This window comes from Planifilum fulgidum (genome assembly GCF_900113175.1).
GTDB classification, from domain to species: Bacteria; Bacillota; Bacilli; order Thermoactinomycetales; family DSM-44946; genus Planifilum; species Planifilum fulgidum.
Window position 1 is genome coordinate 1 of the sequence record NZ_FOOK01000002.1, and the last position, 17200, is coordinate 17200.

At 59.4% G+C, this 17200-nt stretch carries 22 protein-coding genes; 5 read left to right on the plus strand and 17 right to left on the minus strand.

Going from position 1 to position 17200, the window contains the following annotated elements:
* Positions 1-243, plus strand: a 243-nt coding sequence (locus BM063_RS00930; RefSeq protein ID WP_177198910.1) for a transposase, incomplete at its 5' end; no start/stop codon positions are given.
* A 99-nt stretch (positions 244-342) separates the two neighbouring features.
* Here BM063_RS00930 and BM063_RS00935 read toward each other — a convergent pair.
* From BM063_RS00935 to BM063_RS00965, 7 genes are all read right to left on the minus strand, one after another.
* Entirely contained in the window at positions 343-1476 is a 1134-nt protein-coding gene (locus BM063_RS00935; RefSeq protein ID WP_092035457.1) for a class I SAM-dependent methyltransferase, read from the minus strand.
* Between the two features lie 31 nt (positions 1477-1507).
* Positions 1508-2029, minus strand: coding sequence for a thiol-disulfide oxidoreductase ResA (gene resA, locus BM063_RS00940; RefSeq protein ID WP_092035635.1), 522 nt, complete (start codon positions 2027-2029; stop codon positions 1508-1510).
* A 32-nt stretch (positions 2030-2061) separates the two neighbouring features.
* On the minus strand, positions 2062-2328 hold the full coding sequence (locus tag BM063_RS00945; protein ID WP_092035636.1) for a metal-sensitive transcriptional regulator: 267 nt from the start codon (positions 2326-2328) through the stop codon (positions 2062-2064).
* Between the two features lie 76 nt (positions 2329-2404).
* Positions 2405-3121 carry a cytochrome c biogenesis CcdA family protein gene (locus BM063_RS00950; RefSeq protein ID WP_092035458.1) on the minus strand — a complete coding sequence of 239 codons (717 nt, stop codon included), beginning with the start codon at positions 3119-3121 and terminating at the stop codon, positions 2405-2407.
* Positions 3122-3155: 34 nt separating this feature from the next.
* A complete protein-coding gene (locus tag BM063_RS00955) occupies positions 3156-3767 on the minus strand; it encodes a TlpA family protein disulfide reductase (RefSeq protein ID WP_092035459.1) in 612 nt (203 codons plus the stop codon).
* Positions 3754-4488 (minus strand): prolipoprotein diacylglyceryl transferase family protein, encoded by a 735-nt coding sequence (locus tag BM063_RS00960; RefSeq protein ID WP_092035460.1) that lies wholly within the window; start codon positions 4486-4488, stop codon positions 3754-3756. Before BM063_RS00960 ends, BM063_RS00955 begins: the two co-directional genes overlap by 14 nt.
* A 40-nt stretch (positions 4489-4528) precedes the next feature.
* Positions 4529-5164, minus strand: a complete 636-nt coding sequence (locus tag BM063_RS00965) for an MBL fold metallo-hydrolase (protein WP_245751956.1) — start codon at positions 5162-5164, stop codon at positions 4529-4531.
* A gap of 153 nt (positions 5165-5317) precedes the next feature.
* Here BM063_RS00965 and BM063_RS00970 point away from each other — a divergent pair, with 153 nt between their 5' ends.
* Positions 5318-5902 (plus strand): YhcN/YlaJ family sporulation lipoprotein, encoded by a 585-nt coding sequence (locus tag BM063_RS00970; protein WP_092035461.1) that lies wholly within the window; start codon positions 5318-5320, stop codon positions 5900-5902.
* A gap of 37 nt (positions 5903-5939) precedes the next feature.
* Here BM063_RS00970 and BM063_RS00975 read toward each other — a convergent pair whose 3' ends face one another.
* Complete coding sequence (locus tag BM063_RS00975; protein WP_092035462.1) at positions 5940-6392, minus strand: pyridoxamine 5'-phosphate oxidase family protein; 453 nt, start codon at positions 6390-6392, stop codon at positions 5940-5942.
* Between the two features lie 178 nt (positions 6393-6570).
* Here BM063_RS00975 and BM063_RS00980 point away from each other — a divergent pair, with 178 nt between their 5' ends.
* Positions 6571-6747 carry a DUF2197 domain-containing protein gene (locus tag BM063_RS00980; protein ID WP_143085189.1) on the plus strand — a complete coding sequence of 59 codons (177 nt, stop codon included), beginning with the start codon at positions 6571-6573 and terminating at the stop codon, positions 6745-6747.
* Here the strand turns inward: BM063_RS00980 and BM063_RS00985 are convergent.
* From BM063_RS00985 to BM063_RS01015, 7 genes are all read right to left on the minus strand, one after another.
* Positions 6725-7009 carry a hypothetical protein gene (locus BM063_RS00985; protein WP_092035464.1) on the minus strand — a complete coding sequence of 95 codons (285 nt, stop codon included), beginning with the start codon at positions 7007-7009 and terminating at the stop codon, positions 6725-6727. The genes BM063_RS00980 and BM063_RS00985 overlap by 23 nt on opposite strands.
* Positions 7010-7012: 3 nt before the next feature.
* Complete coding sequence (locus BM063_RS00990) at positions 7013-7309, minus strand: YlaH-like family protein (protein WP_092035465.1); 297 nt, start codon at positions 7307-7309, stop codon at positions 7013-7015.
* A 15-nt stretch (positions 7310-7324) separates the two neighbouring features.
* Positions 7325-8167 carry a deoxyribonuclease IV gene (locus BM063_RS00995; protein ID WP_092035466.1) on the minus strand — a complete coding sequence of 281 codons (843 nt, stop codon included), beginning with the start codon at positions 8165-8167 and terminating at the stop codon, positions 7325-7327.
* A gap of 131 nt (positions 8168-8298) precedes the next feature.
* Positions 8299-9072: an endonuclease III domain-containing protein gene (locus tag BM063_RS01000; RefSeq protein ID WP_092035467.1), complete on the minus strand. Its 774-nt coding sequence runs from the start codon at positions 9070-9072 to the stop codon at positions 8299-8301.
* Entirely contained in the window at positions 9069-9827 is a 759-nt protein-coding gene (locus tag BM063_RS01005) for a fumarylacetoacetate hydrolase family protein (protein ID WP_092035468.1), read from the minus strand. Before BM063_RS01005 ends, BM063_RS01000 begins: the two co-directional genes overlap by 4 nt.
* Positions 9828-9920: 93 nt before the next feature.
* A complete protein-coding gene (locus BM063_RS01010) occupies positions 9921-11420 on the minus strand; it encodes a leucyl aminopeptidase (RefSeq protein ID WP_177198911.1) in 1500 nt (499 codons plus the stop codon).
* Between the two features lie 131 nt (positions 11421-11551).
* On the minus strand, positions 11552-11743 hold the full coding sequence (locus BM063_RS01015) for a hypothetical protein (protein WP_092035470.1): 192 nt from the start codon (positions 11741-11743) through the stop codon (positions 11552-11554).
* A gap of 348 nt (positions 11744-12091) precedes the next feature.
* Here BM063_RS01015 and BM063_RS01025 point away from each other — a divergent pair, with 348 nt between their 5' ends.
* Positions 12092-12736, plus strand: coding sequence for a YktB family protein (locus BM063_RS01025; protein WP_092035472.1), 645 nt, complete (start codon positions 12092-12094; stop codon positions 12734-12736).
* 249 nt (positions 12737-12985) lie between these two features.
* Here the strand turns inward: BM063_RS01025 and BM063_RS01030 are convergent, their stop codons facing one another.
* On the minus strand, positions 12986-13816 hold the full coding sequence (locus BM063_RS01030) for a PhzF family phenazine biosynthesis protein (protein ID WP_092035473.1): 831 nt from the start codon (positions 13814-13816) through the stop codon (positions 12986-12988).
* A gap of 28 nt (positions 13817-13844) precedes the next feature.
* The gene (uvrA, locus tag BM063_RS01035) at positions 13845-16307 is read right to left on the minus strand and encodes an excinuclease ABC subunit UvrA (protein ID WP_281246668.1); all 2463 of its coding nucleotides are present in this window, start codon (positions 16305-16307) and stop codon (positions 13845-13847) included.
* A gap of 174 nt (positions 16308-16481) precedes the next feature.
* Here uvrA and BM063_RS01040 point away from each other — a divergent pair, with 174 nt between their 5' ends.
* Positions 16482-17177 carry a MerR family transcriptional regulator gene (locus tag BM063_RS01040; RefSeq protein WP_092035475.1) on the plus strand — a complete coding sequence of 232 codons (696 nt, stop codon included), beginning with the start codon at positions 16482-16484 and terminating at the stop codon, positions 17175-17177.
* Positions 17178-17200 lie beyond the last annotated feature (23 nt).

Genomic DNA, 17200 nt, shown 5'->3' on the forward strand with positions numbered 1-17200 from the left:
GCACGTCAAAACCGTTTAAGTGAAAGGGGCAAACAACTGTATAAACGACGGAGTCAGACCATTGAGCGCAGCTTCGCTGACGCCAAAGAACTTCATGGGCTTCGTTATGCACGCTACAGGGGGCTTGCCAAAGTCAGAGAGCAATGCCTCCTTATTGCCGTGGCTCAAAACATCAAAAAAATGGCCTTGCTCCTCTCGAAGAGAGGAAAAGGCTTTGTGATCCGCCTAATTTACCAAATCTAATTTCCTTTATCTGTTTATTTCCCATAAACATGCAACCCCTGGCGCTTTTCTTGCGAAAAGAGCCAGGGGGTTTGTCATCAATCTCGGGAGGCCGGATCTTCATCCGGCCTCCTTTTCGTTCATCCCCCTCAATGTGGGCCGCCCTTCCCCCTTCCACTGGATGAGCACCTTGAAGATGTCCCCCATTCCGCCGGGCAGGATCAATTGCCGGACGGCCCGGTTCCGCCGCGCCACTTCGCTGAAGGGATCGGGATTTTGGTGATCTTGAAGGTAATTCAGTATGCCGGAACGGACCAGCCAATCCCCCTGGGTGGTGCAGAGGAGAGGCTTCAATCCCGCCTCCTCGCCCCATGCCCGGAGCGCTTCAAAGTTGACGTCGCTGGTGAGATCCTCCTCGCCGGGGGCCCGGTAGGGGTCCCCGTGCACCCGATGTCTGGAAAAACAGCGCAGGGTTCCCTGGGGGCGGGCGGGACCGGACACCTCTTCCGTGTCGCCGCCGTAATCGACGGTGATGACAAATCCCTCATCCAGCCAATTCCCCACTTCCGCAATCCAATCCCGGGCATCCAGATTCACTTCGGCCTGCTGCCCTTCCTCCAGCCGCAGGCCGAAGCGGCGAACATAATCCCGCAGGGCATCGGTCGACAGGGGGCCGTCCACCTCGAAAAACCTGCCGTCGCGCCTCGTGACGTAGATCTCCCGCAGGCGTCCCTCCCTCATCCGGATCCGGTGTACGGGAAACGCGTCCAGCAACTCATTGCTGACAACCACCGCTGGCATCCCGCCGGGGAGGTCGGAAATCCGGTCCGCCCAGCGGAGGGGATAGGGAGCGCTCTGCAGGCGACTTTCCTGCAAACGGCGGTGATAGGGACTCGTCTCCACCAGGCAACACACCAGCTCCTCCCTGCCGATCCCCTTCTCCCAAAGCCCCCTGATCATCTGCTCCATCAGCCGCCCGTCCCCCGCTCCCACTTCCACCAGCATCCATCGACGACGCGGCAAAAAAAAACGGCGCATCTCTTCGATGACATCGCTCATCACGCGGCCGAAAAGATCGCCCACATGGGAACTGGTATAATAATCCCCTTCCCTGCCGATCTTGGTTCCTTCCCGCCGGTAATACCCCCACCGGGGATGGTACAGACAAAGTTCCATATACCGGCGAAAAGGGATGGCCCGGCGCGGAGACGAAGCGATTTCACCGGAAATCACCCGAACCAGCTCTGCCGACACCTTCCTAAGACACCCCCCACGGTTGACGCCCCTATTTCGCCAAAATCTCCAGGACCATCGACTCGATCTGACCCTCCTGCATCTGCCCCGACACCTTCCGGACCACCTTGCCCTCCGGCGAAACAAAGATCGAAGAAGGAATGGGGCCGATTCCGTACAGCCGGGTCACGTCCCGGTCCGGATCCAGCAGAATGGGAAAGGTGAGGTCCAGATGGCGGACGAAACCGTCCACGGTCACCTCCGTCTCGGCGATGTTGACCGCCAACACCTCCAGACCCTTGTCCCGGTGGCGTTCGTACACCCGCTGGATGGCCGGCATTTCGTCCCGGCAGGGTTTGCACCAGGAGGCCCAGAAGTTGATCAGCACCCCTTTTCCCCGGAAATCGCTTAACCTGACCGTTTTGCCGTCCAGGGTGGTCAGTTCGAAATCCGGGGCCGTCCGGCCGACCTCTACCGCTTCCGACTCGCCGGTCTGGTAAAGGGCAAAGCCGATCAAAACCAACATGACAACCATGAGCAACCTTCTGATCCAAAAGCGCGTTCGCCGATCCATGATTTCACCCGTTCCGTTGCTTCCCCGGCCGTTCAACGGCTCTTCACCATCAGCTCGACGGCTTCGAGGACCATTTTTTTCGTGTCTCCCGATTCGCCCTTCTCCAGTTCCTCCCGGAGACAGCGTTCCAAATTGTTGCACACGATGACGGCAATGGCCCGGTCGATTGCCGAGCGGATGGCGGTCATCTGCATCACGACGTCTTTGCAGTTTTTTCCCTCGTCCATCATCCGCAGCACCCCCCGGACCTGTCCCTCGATCCGGCGCAGGCGCTTCAGGACGTCATCGCCGTATTCCAATCCGCCTTCCTCCTTTCGGGACAAAAATGCCGAGAATTTCTCCGCTTGCCCGGCTCCCGTCACGCTTGGGATCCCTTCAAAACCCGGTAAAACCTCCGGTCCATTGGGTCAGCCAAGCGATGATCGCCGTCATCTGGTCGAAATAGAGCAGGATGCCGAAAAGGACCATCAGCGCGCCCCCCACCTTCATCAACCGGTTGGAATATTTGAGGATCCACCGGGTTCTCCCCAGGAAAAAGGCCATGACGAAAAAGGGAATGGCAAAGCCCAGGGTATAAGCGGTGATATATCCCAACCCCGACGCGGGATCGGTCAGGGACAGGGCCAGGACGGAAGCGAGGATCGGCCCCACGCAGGGCGTCCATCCGGCCGCAAACCCCATCCCGACCAGAATGGATCCGACATAACCCAGGCGGCGTTTCTGAAGGGCTCCGATCCGCACGTCCCGCATCATGAAGGAAGGCTGGAACACCCCCAGCAAAAACAGTCCCATCACGAAGATCAGGACGCCCCCCAGCATGCGGATCATGTCTTGATATTCCTGAAAGAGGCGTCCCAGCCAGCTGACCGAAAAGCCCAAGGCGTAGAAAATGACGGAAAAACCCAAGATGAAAAAGAGCGTGTGAATCATCGTCGCCCGGCGAATCTGAAGGGGCTGCGATCGATCCGTCAGCTGGCTGACGGACACCCCGGTTATGTAGGAAATGTACGAGGGATACAAAGGGAGACAGCACGGGGAGACAAAGGAGAGCACCCCGGCCCCGAAGGCGAGCCACCACGTCACTTCCGCCACGATTCATCCCTCCCCCCGACAGGGTCTTCCTGCCTCACTTGGTCTTCACCAGTTGCTCCATGAGATCAAAAATCTGCTCCCTTGACATCGCGCCCATCTGCTTGTGAATAATCACTCCCTCTTCGTTCACCGCGTAGGTCATGGGAATGGACATCACGCCGTAGCGATCGGCCACCTCTCCCTTTTCATCCAGCAGCACCGGGAAGGTGAATCCTTCGGAGGAGAGGTATTCCTTCATCTTGTCCAGATCATCCGTCCCCGTCAAATTGACCATGAGAAAATTGACCCGGTCCCCGTATTTTTCGTAAGCCTCCTGGATGTGGGGCATCTCCATCTTGCAGGGAGGGCACCAGGAAGCCCAGAGATTGATAAAGGAAGGCTTGCCTCCGTTTTTCGTCAGCTCCACCGTCTTCCCGTCCAGGGTCCTCAGTTTGAAATTGGGGGCGCGAAAGCCTTGTTGCGGCTTTTCCACGGCGCTGGAATCCTGAGGGGGCGACGAAGGGGCCTCCTCAGACTTCGCCGTCGATTCCTCGGGCCCTTTCACCGGCGCCTCGTCGCTCGTTTCCCCTTTGCTTCCGCCCATCCAGACGGCCCCGGCCACCGCGAGGATGATCACCAGCATGATCAATCCGTTACGCAGATTCATATTGATTTCCCCTTTCAGGTCTTGCAAAAAACCAGCTGGCCAACCAGCCGGCGACGGCAATGACAACAAACGCCCACTGGCTCCAGGAAAGGTTCAGCCATACCGTGAGCGGTTCCCAATCAAAATAGGATATGATCAGAAGACCGATCCCTCCCGCCAGGGACACCCATGCGAAGGTTTCCCCGGGACGCAAACGGCTTCGACCACGCCACCACCAAAACAGAATGGCGGAAAGGAGCAGGAGGCGGTATAGGTGAATCGGATGAACCCTTACCCCCTCCCCTATGATTATACCCCAGGGCAGATCGGTTGGCTTTCCCCAATTTTGAAAAATGATCGAATAACCGATGCCGGTGAAAAGGGCGACGAGAGCCGCCGCATCCAGCCCCCGGGAAAGGGGGATTTGAAGGCGCCGAAAAGAGAGGGTAAGATACACCGCCGTGATCCCGCCCGCGATCATCGCGCCCTTGGGCGAACCGCTCAGATACAGAATGGCGGACGGATGCCGAAGGGTCGAAAGGGGATCCGTAAACAGGGGGCTGATTTCGTACAAAATGAAATACATCAGGAACGCTCCCAAAAACCGTTCCGACCAGCGGGCCTTGTCTTCCGGAAGAAGGCGATCCGCCGCTCTGGCCGAAAGCCAGACCAGAAGGGCCAGTGCCAACGTGGTGACGGGAAGAAGAAAAGGGCCCAACCGGACGGGCTCCGCTTCGATCAAGTCATCTCCCTCCTCCCAGTGGGACCCTCCCCTTGGCGGGTTATCTGAACCCGTGAAGAAACGGATTGGTCTCCTGTTCCCGGCCGACGGTGGTTTCCGGTCCGTGGCCCGGGCAGACCCGGGTTTCCTCGGGCAACACCATCAGATGATCGTGGATGGAGCGCATCAGGGTGTCAAAATCCCCGCCGGGAAGATCGGTCCGGCCGATCGAACCGGCGAACAGCACATCGCCGCTCACCACCAGCCCGTCCAGAGCGTAGGTGACGCTGCCCGGAGAATGTCCCGGGGTGTGCAGCACCCGAAAGGTGTGTCCAAAAAAGACCAGGGACTCGCCGCCTTCCAGATAATGATCCGCCTCCCGGCAGCGGACGGGTTCCAACCCCGGCCACAATCCGGAGCCGTTTTTCAGGGGATCCGTCAGCCAATCCTCTTCAAGGCGATGAACGTAAACGGGGGCGCCGGTCTTTTCCCTCACCGGCTCGACGGCGCCGATGTGGTCAAAGTGGGCATGGGTCAGCAGAACGGCCTCCACCTGTAGCCCCAACTCACCGATCCTCGTCAGCACCCGATCCGGTTCCGCCCCGGGATCGACCACCACGCCGCGACGGGAATGTTCGTCGTAAAGCAGGTAACAATTGGCCATCAACGGCCCCAAAGCAAGCGATTCAACGCGCACGCCCACACCACCTTTCGGTCTTGCCGATCTTTTTTTATTCTACACGGAAGATGTCACCGGATCAAAAGAGCCCTTCGGGCGCATCAATACATGGATTGATCCAAAGCGGTTACACTAGGAACGAACCTAAGAATTCGGAAAGGAAGAAAGGTCATGATGCGTGCCCTGACCCTGATTTTCCTCGCTGCCGTGTGGCTTCTGGGATGCCAACCGGCCAACAAACCTCCGGCCAATGAGTCGGCTCCTTCCCCGAATACAACCCAAAAGATTCGGGTGGACCAAACCGCTCCCGAAAGCCGCCGCACCGATCGGAATCAAGCCGTCGCCGAACGGATGGTCCGCATTGCCACAAGCTTTCCCCAGGTGAAAAGCGCCACCGCGGTCGTGGCCGGGCGATACACCATCGTCGGCATCGACGTGGATCCCACCTTGGATCGCGGGCGGGTGGGAACCCTCAAGTACAGCGTGGCCCAGGCCCTTCATGAAGATCCCCAGGGCAAGAATGCTCTGGTGACAGCCGATGTGGATCTGGTGCAGCGGCTTCGGGAATTGGCCGACGATATGCGCGCCGGCCGCCCTGCCGCCGGCATTGCCGAAGAGTTGGCGGAGATTGCCGCCCGAATCATGCCCCAACCCTCCAAGGAAGTCCCCCGGCAGGAACAGCCCCCCACCCGGCTGGATCAGGAACGGCTCAACCAAACGCCCAACCCCTCCCCCGCCGGGAAGGCGTCCCACTAAAAGGCCGGCGATGCGCCGGCCTTTTTTCATGCAAACATCACTTCCTCAGCGCGTTCAAAACCTGGCGATCCAGCTTGGCCGCCGCCTCCTCGTCGTACGTCTTTTCATAAACCGGTTCCTGCACGATCCGGGCCCCGTAAAACATGGCATTGCGGACCGCCTCCACCGACACGTCGATCCGGGCCAGCTTGATCACCACCCCTTCCATCGGCTTTTCCGTCACCTGTGCCCTTCCATATACGGCATAGGTGGAATCGGGGCCGACCACGGTCAGCACGACCCGCGGATTGGCTTCCACATTGGTCACGATCCGGGAACGATGTCCCACGGCGAGGCGAATCCGCCCCGGTTCCGGGGCATGCACCCAGGAGACGGCGCTCACCCACGGCCCGCCGGTTTCCGCATCGACGGTGGAAAGCAGGACAAATTGTTCCCTCTGCAGTTTTTCATGAAGTTGCTCTGTCAAAACGTCCGCAATCACTTCAGCCATCGCAAATCCTCCCCGTTTGTCCGCGGATGGAGGGCGCGCAAAAAAACGGGCCGTCGGCCCGATGCGGCGCACCCTTCCCGTTTTTTGACGGGATTTCCCCATCCCTAGTATACTAAGGTTATCCAAAAAAACGGCGAAAATGTTTCAAATGCCCGAAGAAAGCGAGCGACAAAGGTCGATGAAAATTTGTTGCATCCTGTGCGATCGATATTTTACCCCTGACAAAATGCAGATCAAAAAGCTCCGCAAACACCCGCACCGGATCATCCTCTGTCCCGAATGTCACGAGCGGATTGCGGAACGGGTCCGAAAGCGCAAAAAGCTACAATCCCTCAAGCGTCATCCGGAAGGTTGAACCGGGGTTCCGCTTCGATGTCCCTCAGAAGCTGCTCGGCCGAATCCCGGTCAAACACGCGGGATTTCCATTCCTCCCCCTGCAGGTAATGAACCCGGTAGACCGAATCATCCGACTCCAGTCGCAGTTCCTTCACCTGATGGTCTTCCCTCAAGATCTGCTCGAAGAACTGCACGGTATCCCGGGCCGAGCGATCCCTCGGCCGCGCATCTCCCACGATGCGGATCTGCAACCAGTTGAACAGCGCATCCGTCAGCTTCATGCCCTACACCTTCTTCCCCTTTTGCTCTTCCGACCGGGATTTCCTCTCCGTCATGGCCATGCGGATGCGGGCCACGCCGATCAGAACCACGCTGATGACCAGGATGGGAACGATCGGAAATTGCAGCATGTGGAAGAGGAGAAGCAGGAAACACCCCAGCGCAAGGAACACATACACCACCAGCGCCTTCAAGGGAGGGAGGGGACGGGCAAAGGCGACTTTGTAAACGATCCCCGTCAGGATGAGAATGACAAAGTAGGCGACAACCGGCCGTTCCAGAGCTTGGTCGATGATTTCCATCCAGGTTCCCTCCGATCAGGCTGTCCCGTTTTCCTTCAGGGTATGGAGAAGGCGAATCTCCTCCGCATATTCCGCTTCATCCTCCACAGGGGTCTCCAGGATCACCGGCAACCCCGCAAAGGCCTCGCAGGTCAAAAAACGGGCCAGTGCCGCCGAGCCGATCTCCCCTTGACCGATTTTGGCATGCCGGTCCTTCCGGCTGTTGAAGGGGGCTTTGCTGTCGTTGAAATGAATCGCCGTCAGATGCTCCAGATATCCCGTCTCCTCCATGGTGCGGACCAATTCGTCGAAACTTTCCTCCGACCAGGCGCCGGCGGCGAATCCGTGGCAGGTGTCGAAGCAAAAACCGATTTTTTCGGGATAATCGGTCGCTTCCCGAATCGCCACCAGATCGGCGATGGTCAGGCCCAACTCCGAGCCCTGCCCCGCCGTGTTTTCCAAAAGGAGCTTGGTCCCTCCCTCATACCCTTCCAGGATCAGGTTGAGGGTTTCGATCATGCGGCGGGTTCCGTATTCCACGCCCTTTCCGACGTGTTTCCCGCAATGGACCACGGCTCCGACCGCCCCGTACGCCTCCGCGATCCGCAAATCTTCCTTGATGGAACGGATGGTCACCTCGCGCAGGTCTTCCTTGGGAGTGGACAAATTGGTGATGTACGGTGTGTGGGCCACCAGAACCAGCCCGTTTTCGCGGCAATAGCGGACCCCTTTTTCCGCATCCTCCAGGTCCAGTTTTTTAGGCCTCAGACCCCGGGGATTTTTGGTAAACACTTGAAAGGCTTCGGCCCCCAGCTCCTTGGCCCGCTGAGAGGCCTTCAAAAACCCCTTGGACACGCTGATGTGACAACCGATCTTCATGGAAAATCGCCTCCTGAAAGAAGAGGGCGCCTGCATTCCCGGCGGGCGCCCAAGACCTTTTCCATGATACCATTTTCCCCGGCTCTGCCGCAACAGGAAGCCGCTGTTCCCCCCGGCCGTCCCGTCGCTTGTCAAGGAAGGAATCCGACCCCGCCGCTTCCCAAATGACAGGTGACCCTAAGCGGGCATTCCGGGCATCGGGGGGCCCTCTTCCGGCAGAACTCTTTTCCCAGTTCCACCAAGTGCGCGTGCAGCAACTGGAGCTGAACGGGATCCTGAATCTCCCGAAGCACCTCTTCGCGGATCTTCTCTCTCGTCAAGGCCTCTCCGAACCAGCGGGAAGCGATTCGCTCCGCATACGCATCCCCGACAAACGCCGGGCGGTCAAACACGTAAAGCAGGATCGTGTCCGCGGTCTCCGGCCCGATCCCTCGGATTTGAAGCAGCCGGCCGCGGAGGTCGGAGGCGTTTTCCGCACCGTCCCGAACCCGGAGGAAGAGGCGGCACACCTCCCGGATCGCCGGCACTTTGCTCCGGTAAAAACCCGCCGGCCGGACGGCCGCGGCCAATTCCTCATCCGACGCCTGAAGGACGGCATTCGGGTCGGTCAAGCCGCGCTCCCTCAATCTCCCGATCGCCCGTCTGGCGTTTTGCCAGGTGGTCCGCTGGACCAACACGCTTCCCAGGCACCGAAAAAAGCGATTTTCCCCTTCCCACCATTGGTCCGCCGTCAGCTCCGGCCTCCAGCGGAAAAGTTCCTCCCGAAGCAGGCCCCAGCTGCGCTTTGGCGACGGCTCTCCCCGTCTTTTTGCGCCGCCGGCCTCCCCCTCATTCCGGGAGCCATCGACCGCACAATGCACCGAATCCGAAGGGGATTGGCTCTTCCCGCAGGGACGCCGGTTCAAGGCGCGACCACCCGGTTTGAAAGGGTCCCGATGCCCTCAATGGTGATTTCCACTTCATCCCCCGGCGTAAGAGGCCCCACGCCGCTCGGCGTTCCGGTCAGGATCACATCGCCGGGTTCCAGGGGAAAGACGGAGGAAATAAACTCCACCAGCACGGGAACGGGATGAATCAGATCCGACGTGCGGCCGTCCTGCCGGATCTCCCCGTTCACCCGGCAGCGAACCGGCAAATCCGACGGGTCGAGCTCCGTCTCGATCGCCGGCCCCAGGGGCTTGAAGGTATCGAAGGACTTGGCTCGGGTGTTTTGGCCGTCGCGGGTCTGCAAAACCCGGTTGGAAACATCGTTGGCACAGGTGTAGCCGAAGATGTACTCTTCGGCCCTTTCCCGCGGAATGTTTTTTCCCCGCTTGCCGATCACGACCGCCAATTCCGCCTCATGATCGATTCGATCCTCCAGATTGGGCAGGCGGATCGCCTCGCCGGGGCCGACGACGGCGGTGGGGGACACCATGAACATCAACGGTTCCTCCGGCAGGGGTTTTCCCTGCTCCCTGGCGTGTTCCCGGTAGTTGAGCCCGATGGCGATCAGCTTGTTGGGAACCAGAGGGGCGAGCAGGCGAACCTCTCCCGCCGGCAGGGACTCCCCCGTTTCGGAAAAAGCGCCGAACAGCTCCCCCTCCACCGGATGGATCCTCCCCTCGCGCCACACGCCGTAACCGACGGTTCCTCGATGCTCGTATCGGACAATTTTCATCGTTCATCCCCTTTTCCGATGACTTGCAAGGTCTAACAGCCGGAATGCCTGGGAGAGGCCGCTTCACCGGTCTCTCCCGGACCGGCCGGAGCCTCAATGGCCGGCGAATTGGATGGCCAGCTGGATCAGCGTGCGGACCCCAACTCCCGTGCCTCCTTCGCCGTGTATGCCCCGGGCTTTTCTGGAATGAACGGTTCCCGCGATATCCAGGTGAACCCAGGGCGTCTCCCCGACAAACTGTTTGAGGAACAGCGCTCCCTGGATCGCTCCGGCTTCGGAAATTCCGCCGTGGTTTCTCAGATCAGCCACCGAACTGCGCAGCCATTCCTCGTACTCCTGGACCAGGGGAAGCTCCCACACCCTCTCTCCGGCCAAGCGGGCGGCCATCTTCACTTCCTCGCCCCAGGAAGCGTCATTGGTCATCAGGCCCGTCACTTCCCTGCCCAGAGCCACCACAATCGCTCCCGTGAGGGTGGCCACATCCACCAAACGGGTCGCGCCCAGCCGGCGGGCGTAGGCGAGGGCGTCGGCCAGGATCAGCCTTCCCTCGGCGTCGGTGTGCTCGATTTCAATGGTTTTCCCGCTGAAGGACCGGATCACGTCCCCCGGGCGAAATCCCCTTCCATCCACCAAGTTCTCACAGGTCGGGACCACCGCGATCACATTGCCGTGGGGCTTGAGGGAACCGATTCCCTCCATCGCGGCGATCACCGCGGCGGCGCCGGCCATGTCCTCCTTCATCCTGTTCATGGACTTGGCAGGCTTCACCTGGATGCCTCCGCTGTCAAAGGTGATGCCTTTACCCACCAGTCCCAGCACCTCTTTGTTCTCCGGCGCGCCGTAATAGGAGAGGACGATCATCCGGGGAGGATTGTCGCTTCCCCGGGAGACGGCCAACAGCCCGCCCATGTTCATCGCTTCGATCCGGTTTTCATCCAGGATATCCACCTTCAGACCGTGCCGTTTCGCCACCTCCGCGGCCTGATCCGCCAAGGCTGCGGGAGTGAGGCGGTTCGCCGGCTCGTTGACCCAGGTGCGGGCCAAATTGGTGGCGCGGGCGAACACCTTCCCCCGCTCCAGGCCGGCATTCGCTCCGGAGGCGGACAAGCCGGAAAGGGAGAGAAAAACGGTGGCGAGGGAAGATTCCTTCTTTTCTCCCCTGTACCCCCCGTAGGTATACGCCCCGAGCTCCACACCCTCCACCGCCGCCTGAACGAGGTCGGAAACATTTTTTCCTTCCGCGAGGGACTCGGGCAACGCGATTCCCAGATGCTTCAACCCCCGTTCCACCGCCCTCCGGGCGACGGCAGCAAACCCGTTGCGCAGGCGGTCCGCATCCAGCTCCTTTTCTTTTCCCATTCCCACGACAAAAACCCGTTTGGCGGGAATTTTGTCCCAGGTGTGCAACAGGGTGATCTCCCCGTTTTTTCCGGTGATTTCTCCATCGGCAATCAACCGGGAAATCCGGAAATCCAGCATCTCATCCACTGCCCTTACATCTTCGCGAACGGCCTTTCCTTCTTCGGTGTGCAGGACGACAATCCCGTCAACGGCCAATTGGGGCAACGGTTCCTGGGTCACTTTCCACTCCACAGTCCCGGCCTCCTTCTCCCTTGATGGATTGCAACAGAAAAAGTGTACCTCTTGCGAGATACACTTCAACCTTCGACACGATGTTTCCCAATCCTTTTCGGAAGGCCGGATTTTCTGAAAGCGACCCCCGCCTACAGAGCTTCCAGCATCAACATTTCCCGGCGAAGTTCCTCCAGGCGTGCCTTGCACTGATCGATTCGGTGAGTGTTGTTTTCGATCAAAGCTTCGTAAAGAAGGGCCAGCTCGTAATCCAGTTCCAGTCGGAGAACGGGGATCCGTTTCTCCGGTTCCCGGCACTTGTAAGCTTTAATCACATCTTCCACAGTTCCGCTGCCCCCCTTTTTGCGAATGGATGCCTCATCGGATCGGATGCGCCTTCATCCCCATCATTTTCCATCGGCGATTCTGGATACAGGATGCCCCCTTGGCGGTCAAAATAAACCCCCGCACACCCTATAAGGAAACCAAACCGCCCGCAACGGCGGAAAAAGCCGGCATCCTCCTTTTTCGGATCCGACAAAATGGCGGAGGAACGGGGACTCTTTCTTTCACCATACGTTCCGCTCTCAGAGAAGGTAACGGCCCCTTCCCCCATTGCGCACCATCCATGTTTTTCCGTTCTGTTCTCCTTTATGCTAGAATGAAGAAAAGCGCTTGGCAGGTGAAAAACCATGAAACCGACCGGTTTCACCAAGGAAGATTTCGAAGTCTTTGCGATCCCCGGCCTCGACTCCCGGATGGAAGCCCTGAAAGCGCGCATCCGTCCGAAGTTGGAAGCGATCGGGGAAGCCGTGGTTCCCTTCCTCTCCTCCCGGCTCGGGGAACCGGTCTACGCCCACGTGGCCAAACACGCCCGGCGGACCGTCCATCCTCCGGATGACACCTGGGTGGCCTGGGCGACCAACAAACGGGGATACAAGGCTCACCCCCATTTCCAGACGGGGCTGTGGCAAACCCATTTGTTCGTCGTGTTCGCCCTGATTTACGAATCCCCGGACAAGGGAGCCTTCGCCCGCAACCTGAAAGAACGGCTGAATGAAATCTGGCCGTCGATTCCCGACCATTTCCTGCTGTCGGAGGATCACACGAAACCGGAAGCGGTCCGGAAGGGAGATTTGTCCCTCGACCAGGTGCGGCAGCGGCTGGACCGGCTGGAAACCGTGAAAAAGGCGGAGTTTCTGTGCGGCATCCACCTGGACCGCAACGACCCGGTGGTGGGGGATCCGGATCGCCTCGTAAGCACCATTGAAGAGACCATCGACAAGCTCCTTCCCCTCTACCGGCTCGCCGCGAGCGTGCGGGTTACCCAAGGATAAATCGAAAACGAGGAAAGAAACCGATGAAGCTGACTCCATGCTGAGGGAGGGACGCGATTTTCCGCCTCTTCTCCAATGCAGCAGGGGTTGCTGGGCGGAAAACCGTTCCGTTCCGGCATCGTCAATAAACTGAGAAACCCGCTCCAACGGCGGGTTTCTGTCGTCGGGAGCCGTATGCTCCCCATCAATGCTTCCGTGAGTGCCGTTTACAAGCGGAATCCGCCGTCCGCTCCAAGGCGCCTGCAGTCCTCATCCACCTTGCCTGACAACCAGGGTTCCCCGCATCAACACGTCGACCGGACTCCCCAGCCATACCGATGGGGACGAAGAACTCCATCTGAGCCGGATACATCCCCTTTTTTCCGATCCCGCCGGTCCTTGCTCCACCCGCACCCTCTCCGACAATCCGAGGGACTGAAACCGATGGTAACCGATCAAACCGAGGGCCGCTCCTCCGGTCGCCGCATCTTCACCGCCCTTGAGGGAAGTGGTAAAGACGCGGAGAGCGACGTGCCCCTCATCCATCACGGCAAAAAAGCAAAGACCCGTCCAGCCGTGCCTCCGGCACTCCCGCAGGATGATTTCGGACGAAAAGGTCAACCGATACAGAATGCCCGGGGAACGAAGGGGGATGTACAGCCTTTGCCTGCCGACGCCGGTGACGGCCGGTTCCCCGCCCAAAAGTTGTTCCTCCAGACCCAGCCGGTGGAGCACGGACCGATCCTTTAGCCGACGGGCCTTGTCCACATCCTGCCGGATCCAGTATTGTCCCTCGTCCCGATGCACCGTGACGGGACCGATCGCCGTCTCAAAGGGGCAATCCTTTCCCGCCTGCAGGCAAGCGGCCCCGGCCAAGAGGGTCTGGGTGCAGAAGGTCAGTTCCTCGTAGGGAGAGAAGGTCCGGTGCATCCAATTTCCCGAGGCGCTTTTCCAGACAAAACACGTATCCGGCAATCCCAACCGGCGGGCGACAAACTGACAGTCCCGGGGACGGGGGGGCGACGGACAAACCACCACCCCCGTCAGATTCCCCGGCATCGATTCCCGGTGAAACACCCTGGCCAGATAGACCTCCTCCACTTCCGATCCCTCCCCTTGCCGAAAAGTCTCAAATTCCCAGTTTCTCTTTCAGAAATTGTCCGGTGTAGGAAGCCTCGACCCGTGCCACCTCCTCCGGTGTTCCCTCCGCCACCAGGTTTCCTCCCGCCTCTCCTCCTTCCGGCCCGAGGTCGATCACCCAATCGGAACCGCTGATCAGATCCAGGTGATGTTCAACCAAAATCACGGTATGGCCCGCATCAACCAGTTTGTTCAGGAGAACGTGCAACCGCCGGACGTCACCCGGGTGCAATCCCGTCGTCGGTTCATCCAGCAGGTACAGGGCATGGCTTCGGGCTTTCCTGCTCAACTCCTTCGCCAATTTGATCCGCTGGGATTCGCCCCCCGACAGGGTGTTGACGGATTGTCCCCACTTCAGGTAGCCCAGGCCCACTTCCCTCAGCAATTCGGCCGTTTCCGTGATGACGCCGTGGTCATCGAAGACGGACAGGCTTTCCTCAACGGTCATGTCCAACACATCGGAAATGGAGTACCCCTTGTATTCGACGCGAAGCACCTCCTCCTGAAACCGCCTGCCGCGGCAGGCCGGACAGTGCACTTCCACCTCGGCAAGGAAATGCATGTACACCGGAACGACGCCGAGTCCCTGACACTTTTCACACCGCCCTCCGGGAGAATTGAAGGAGAAATGCTTGGCGGTCAAACCGGCGCGCCTGGCTTCCGGCAAACCGGTGTACCATTTTCTCAGATGGGTGTAGACGTCGGTATAAGTGGCCACGTTGGATCGTTTCATGCGCGTCAGAGGGGATTGGTCCACGGTGATCAGCTGCCCGACCCCCTTCCATCCGGAGATCTCCCTGCACCCGACGGGACTCCCCTTTTGCCAAGAAGCGGCCAGCACGTCAAACAGAAGCGTCGATTTCCCCGATCCCGACACACCGGTCACGGAGATCAGGCAGCCGAGGGGAAACGATACCGTGATCCCCTTCAAATTTCGAAGAAACGCCTCCCGGATCGTCAGCAGGCGGCCGTTTCCCTTCCTTCGTTCCCGTTTCGCGGGCCGGCCCGCCTCCCTGAAATGGGCTCCGGTCACCGATTTCGGATTGCGAATCAAATCGGCCAATCGTCCCTGACCGACCACCTCGCCCCCCAAGCTCCCGGCACCCGGCCCCATGTCGATGACGTGATCCGCCGCCTCGATCACCTCTTCATTGTGCTCGATCACCAAAAGCGTGTTTCCCGTTTCCTTCAGCCGCTTCAACACCCGGATGAGCCCCCGCGTATCCCGGGGGTGAAGACCCACGGTCGGCTCGTCCAGCACATACACCACACCGGTCAATCCCGAGCCGAGAACGGAAGCCAGCCGCAGCCGCTGCATCTCCCCGCCGGAGAGGGTCCCCGCCGGTCGGTCCAGCGACAGATAACCGAGGCCCACCTCCACCAGTCGCCCCATGCGCACAATGATTTCCTGCAAGATCGATTCCGTCAGACGTCGCTGTTGTTGAGTCAGCTGCTCCAGCACGGCACGGGCCCAATTCCGGGCGTCAGCGACCGAGCGCGAAGCGACTTCATCGATCGATAACCCGCCCACCGTGACGAGCCGACTCTCCTTTTTCAAACGGGTTCCCCGGCAATCGGGACAGGTTTTGGACTCAAACAATGCGGCTTCGGAAGATTCCCCGCCCTTTTCCCGGTACCTCCTCCAGATGCCCGTGATGACCCCCTCAAATTTTCCCTTTCTCACCGTCTTCGGCGGTTTCACCTCCGGGAAATGCCGCTTGAATTCTTCGCTTTCCACACCGTACAGGAGCAGGTCCCGCTGGGCCCGGCCGTACTCCTTGATCGGGGCATGTTCATCGAACGCAAGCCCGTAATGCGCGGCCGCCGCCTTCAGGATGGCCGTTTGATAATCGATGACGAAATCGTGCTGCCAAATCAGCACTCCCCCGTCCCGCAGGCTCCGGTTTTCGTCCAAAACGGCCGCTTCATCCAGGGTGACGATTTGACCCAACCCGCTGCAGGCGGGACACGCCCCCTCGGGCTTGTTGAAGGAGAAATGGGCCATCGTCCATTTCTCCACGGGCTGACCGCATCGGGGACACGAAATCCTTCCGGGCTCCTCCGCCTCCAAAGCATCTCCTTCCGGAGTGGGAACGATCGCCGTCCCGCAGGACGGGCAGGGGCGCGTTCCCGCCTTGGCGAACAGGATGCGGACCAACGTGTAGATGTCCGTCACGGTTCCCACCGTGGACCGGGGATTCCGGTTCGCCGCCTGCCGTCCGACGCTGATCGCCGGCGAAAGCCCGCGGATGGCGTCCACCTTCGGCTTGCTGATGGATTCCGCCGTGATCATCCCCCGGGATTCCAGATACAACCGCTGGCATTCCCTGAGAAGCGTATCCATGACCAGGGTGGATTTCCCGGAACCCGAGGGGCCGGTGACCACCACCAACTGATTCTTGGGAATGTTCAGAGACACATTCTTCAAGTTGTGCTCCCGGGCACCGCGCACCTCGATATGATTCCTCCCTCATGGCTTGACTTCGCACATCCATTCTATTACATTCGTGCAAGTACTAAACTTTAAGGAATTTTGCCCCGAAATGACGGGAGTTCTCAATGCATAACCTTTCTAGCGTGGTTGAATGTTCATCTATAATGTTGTTCAGAGGGGAAAAGGACCGACATGAGACCGATCGATATCGCCAGAAGGTTGAACATCAGCACCAGCACCCTGAGGAACTACGAAAGCCTGGGACTGGTTCCCCCCGTCCCGCGGGCGGCAAACGGTTACCGGGTGTACACGGAAGAACATGTGGCCTATTTTGAATGCATCCGGGCCATGATCCCGGGCTTCGGCATTCCCATCACCCGGGAAGTGGTGCGAAAGCTGCAGAAGCAGGAGGTTGATGAAGCCCTCTGGTTGGTGAACGAGCAGCAGGCGCTGCTTCATCGGGAAAAGGTTTTGACGGAAAAAACCATCCGCCTGCTGGAAACCGATGAGCTGGACAAACTGGAATGGAACAGAAAAAGAAAATGGATGACCATCGGAGAGGCGTCCCGGGAGACGGGCGTGCCCAGCTCCTCCATCCGGCACTGGGAAAGGGAAGGGCTGCTCTCGTTGCCGAGGGATCCGGAAAACGGCTACCGCCGGTTGTACCCCTCCCACATCCGACAGATCCTGATGATCCGCATCCTGCGCAACGCCGATTATCCCATCCATGTGATCCGGCAAGTGATGAAGGAACTGGGACACAACCACCTGGAAAATGTCCGGAAAGTGGCCCGGGATTCCCTGGTCAGACTGAACGACATCAACCGCTGTCAAATGCTGGGAGTGCACTATTTGTACCGGTTGTGCTGTTTGATATCGAACTGGTGACAGGCAAAATTCCTTCGCCCAGG

Coding starts and splice junctions, on each gene's coding strand:
- BM063_RS00995 (WP_092035466.1), bottom strand. CDS start 8,167: ATGAAGATCGGTTGTCACATCAGCGTGTCCAAGGGGTTTTTGAAGGCC.
- BM063_RS01025 (WP_092035472.1), top strand. CDS start 12,092: ATGAAACCGACCGGTTTCACCAAGGAAGATTTCGAAGTCTTTGCGATC.
- BM063_RS00990 (WP_092035465.1), bottom strand. CDS start 7,309: ATGGAAATCATCGACCAAGCTCTGGAACGGCCGGTTGTCGCCTACTTT.
- BM063_RS00970 (WP_092035461.1), top strand. CDS start 5,318: ATGATGCGTGCCCTGACCCTGATTTTCCTCGCTGCCGTGTGGCTTCTG.
- BM063_RS00985 (WP_092035464.1), bottom strand. CDS start 7,009: ATGAAGCTGACGGATGCGCTGTTCAACTGGTTGCAGATCCGCATCGTG.
- BM063_RS01040 (WP_092035475.1), top strand. CDS start 16,482: ATGAGACCGATCGATATCGCCAGAAGGTTGAACATCAGCACCAGCACC.
- BM063_RS00980 (WP_143085189.1), top strand. CDS start 6,571: ATGAAAATTTGTTGCATCCTGTGCGATCGATATTTTACCCCTGACAAA.
- BM063_RS01005 (WP_092035468.1), bottom strand. CDS start 9,827: ATGAAAATTGTCCGATACGAGCATCGAGGAACCGTCGGTTACGGCGTG.
- BM063_RS00955 (WP_092035459.1), bottom strand. CDS start 3,767: ATGAATCTGCGTAACGGATTGATCATGCTGGTGATCATCCTCGCGGTG.
- resA (WP_092035635.1), bottom strand. CDS start 2,029: ATGGATCGGCGAACGCGCTTTTGGATCAGAAGGTTGCTCATGGTTGTC.
- BM063_RS00975 (WP_092035462.1), bottom strand. CDS start 6,392: ATGGCTGAAGTGATTGCGGACGTTTTGACAGAGCAACTTCATGAAAAA.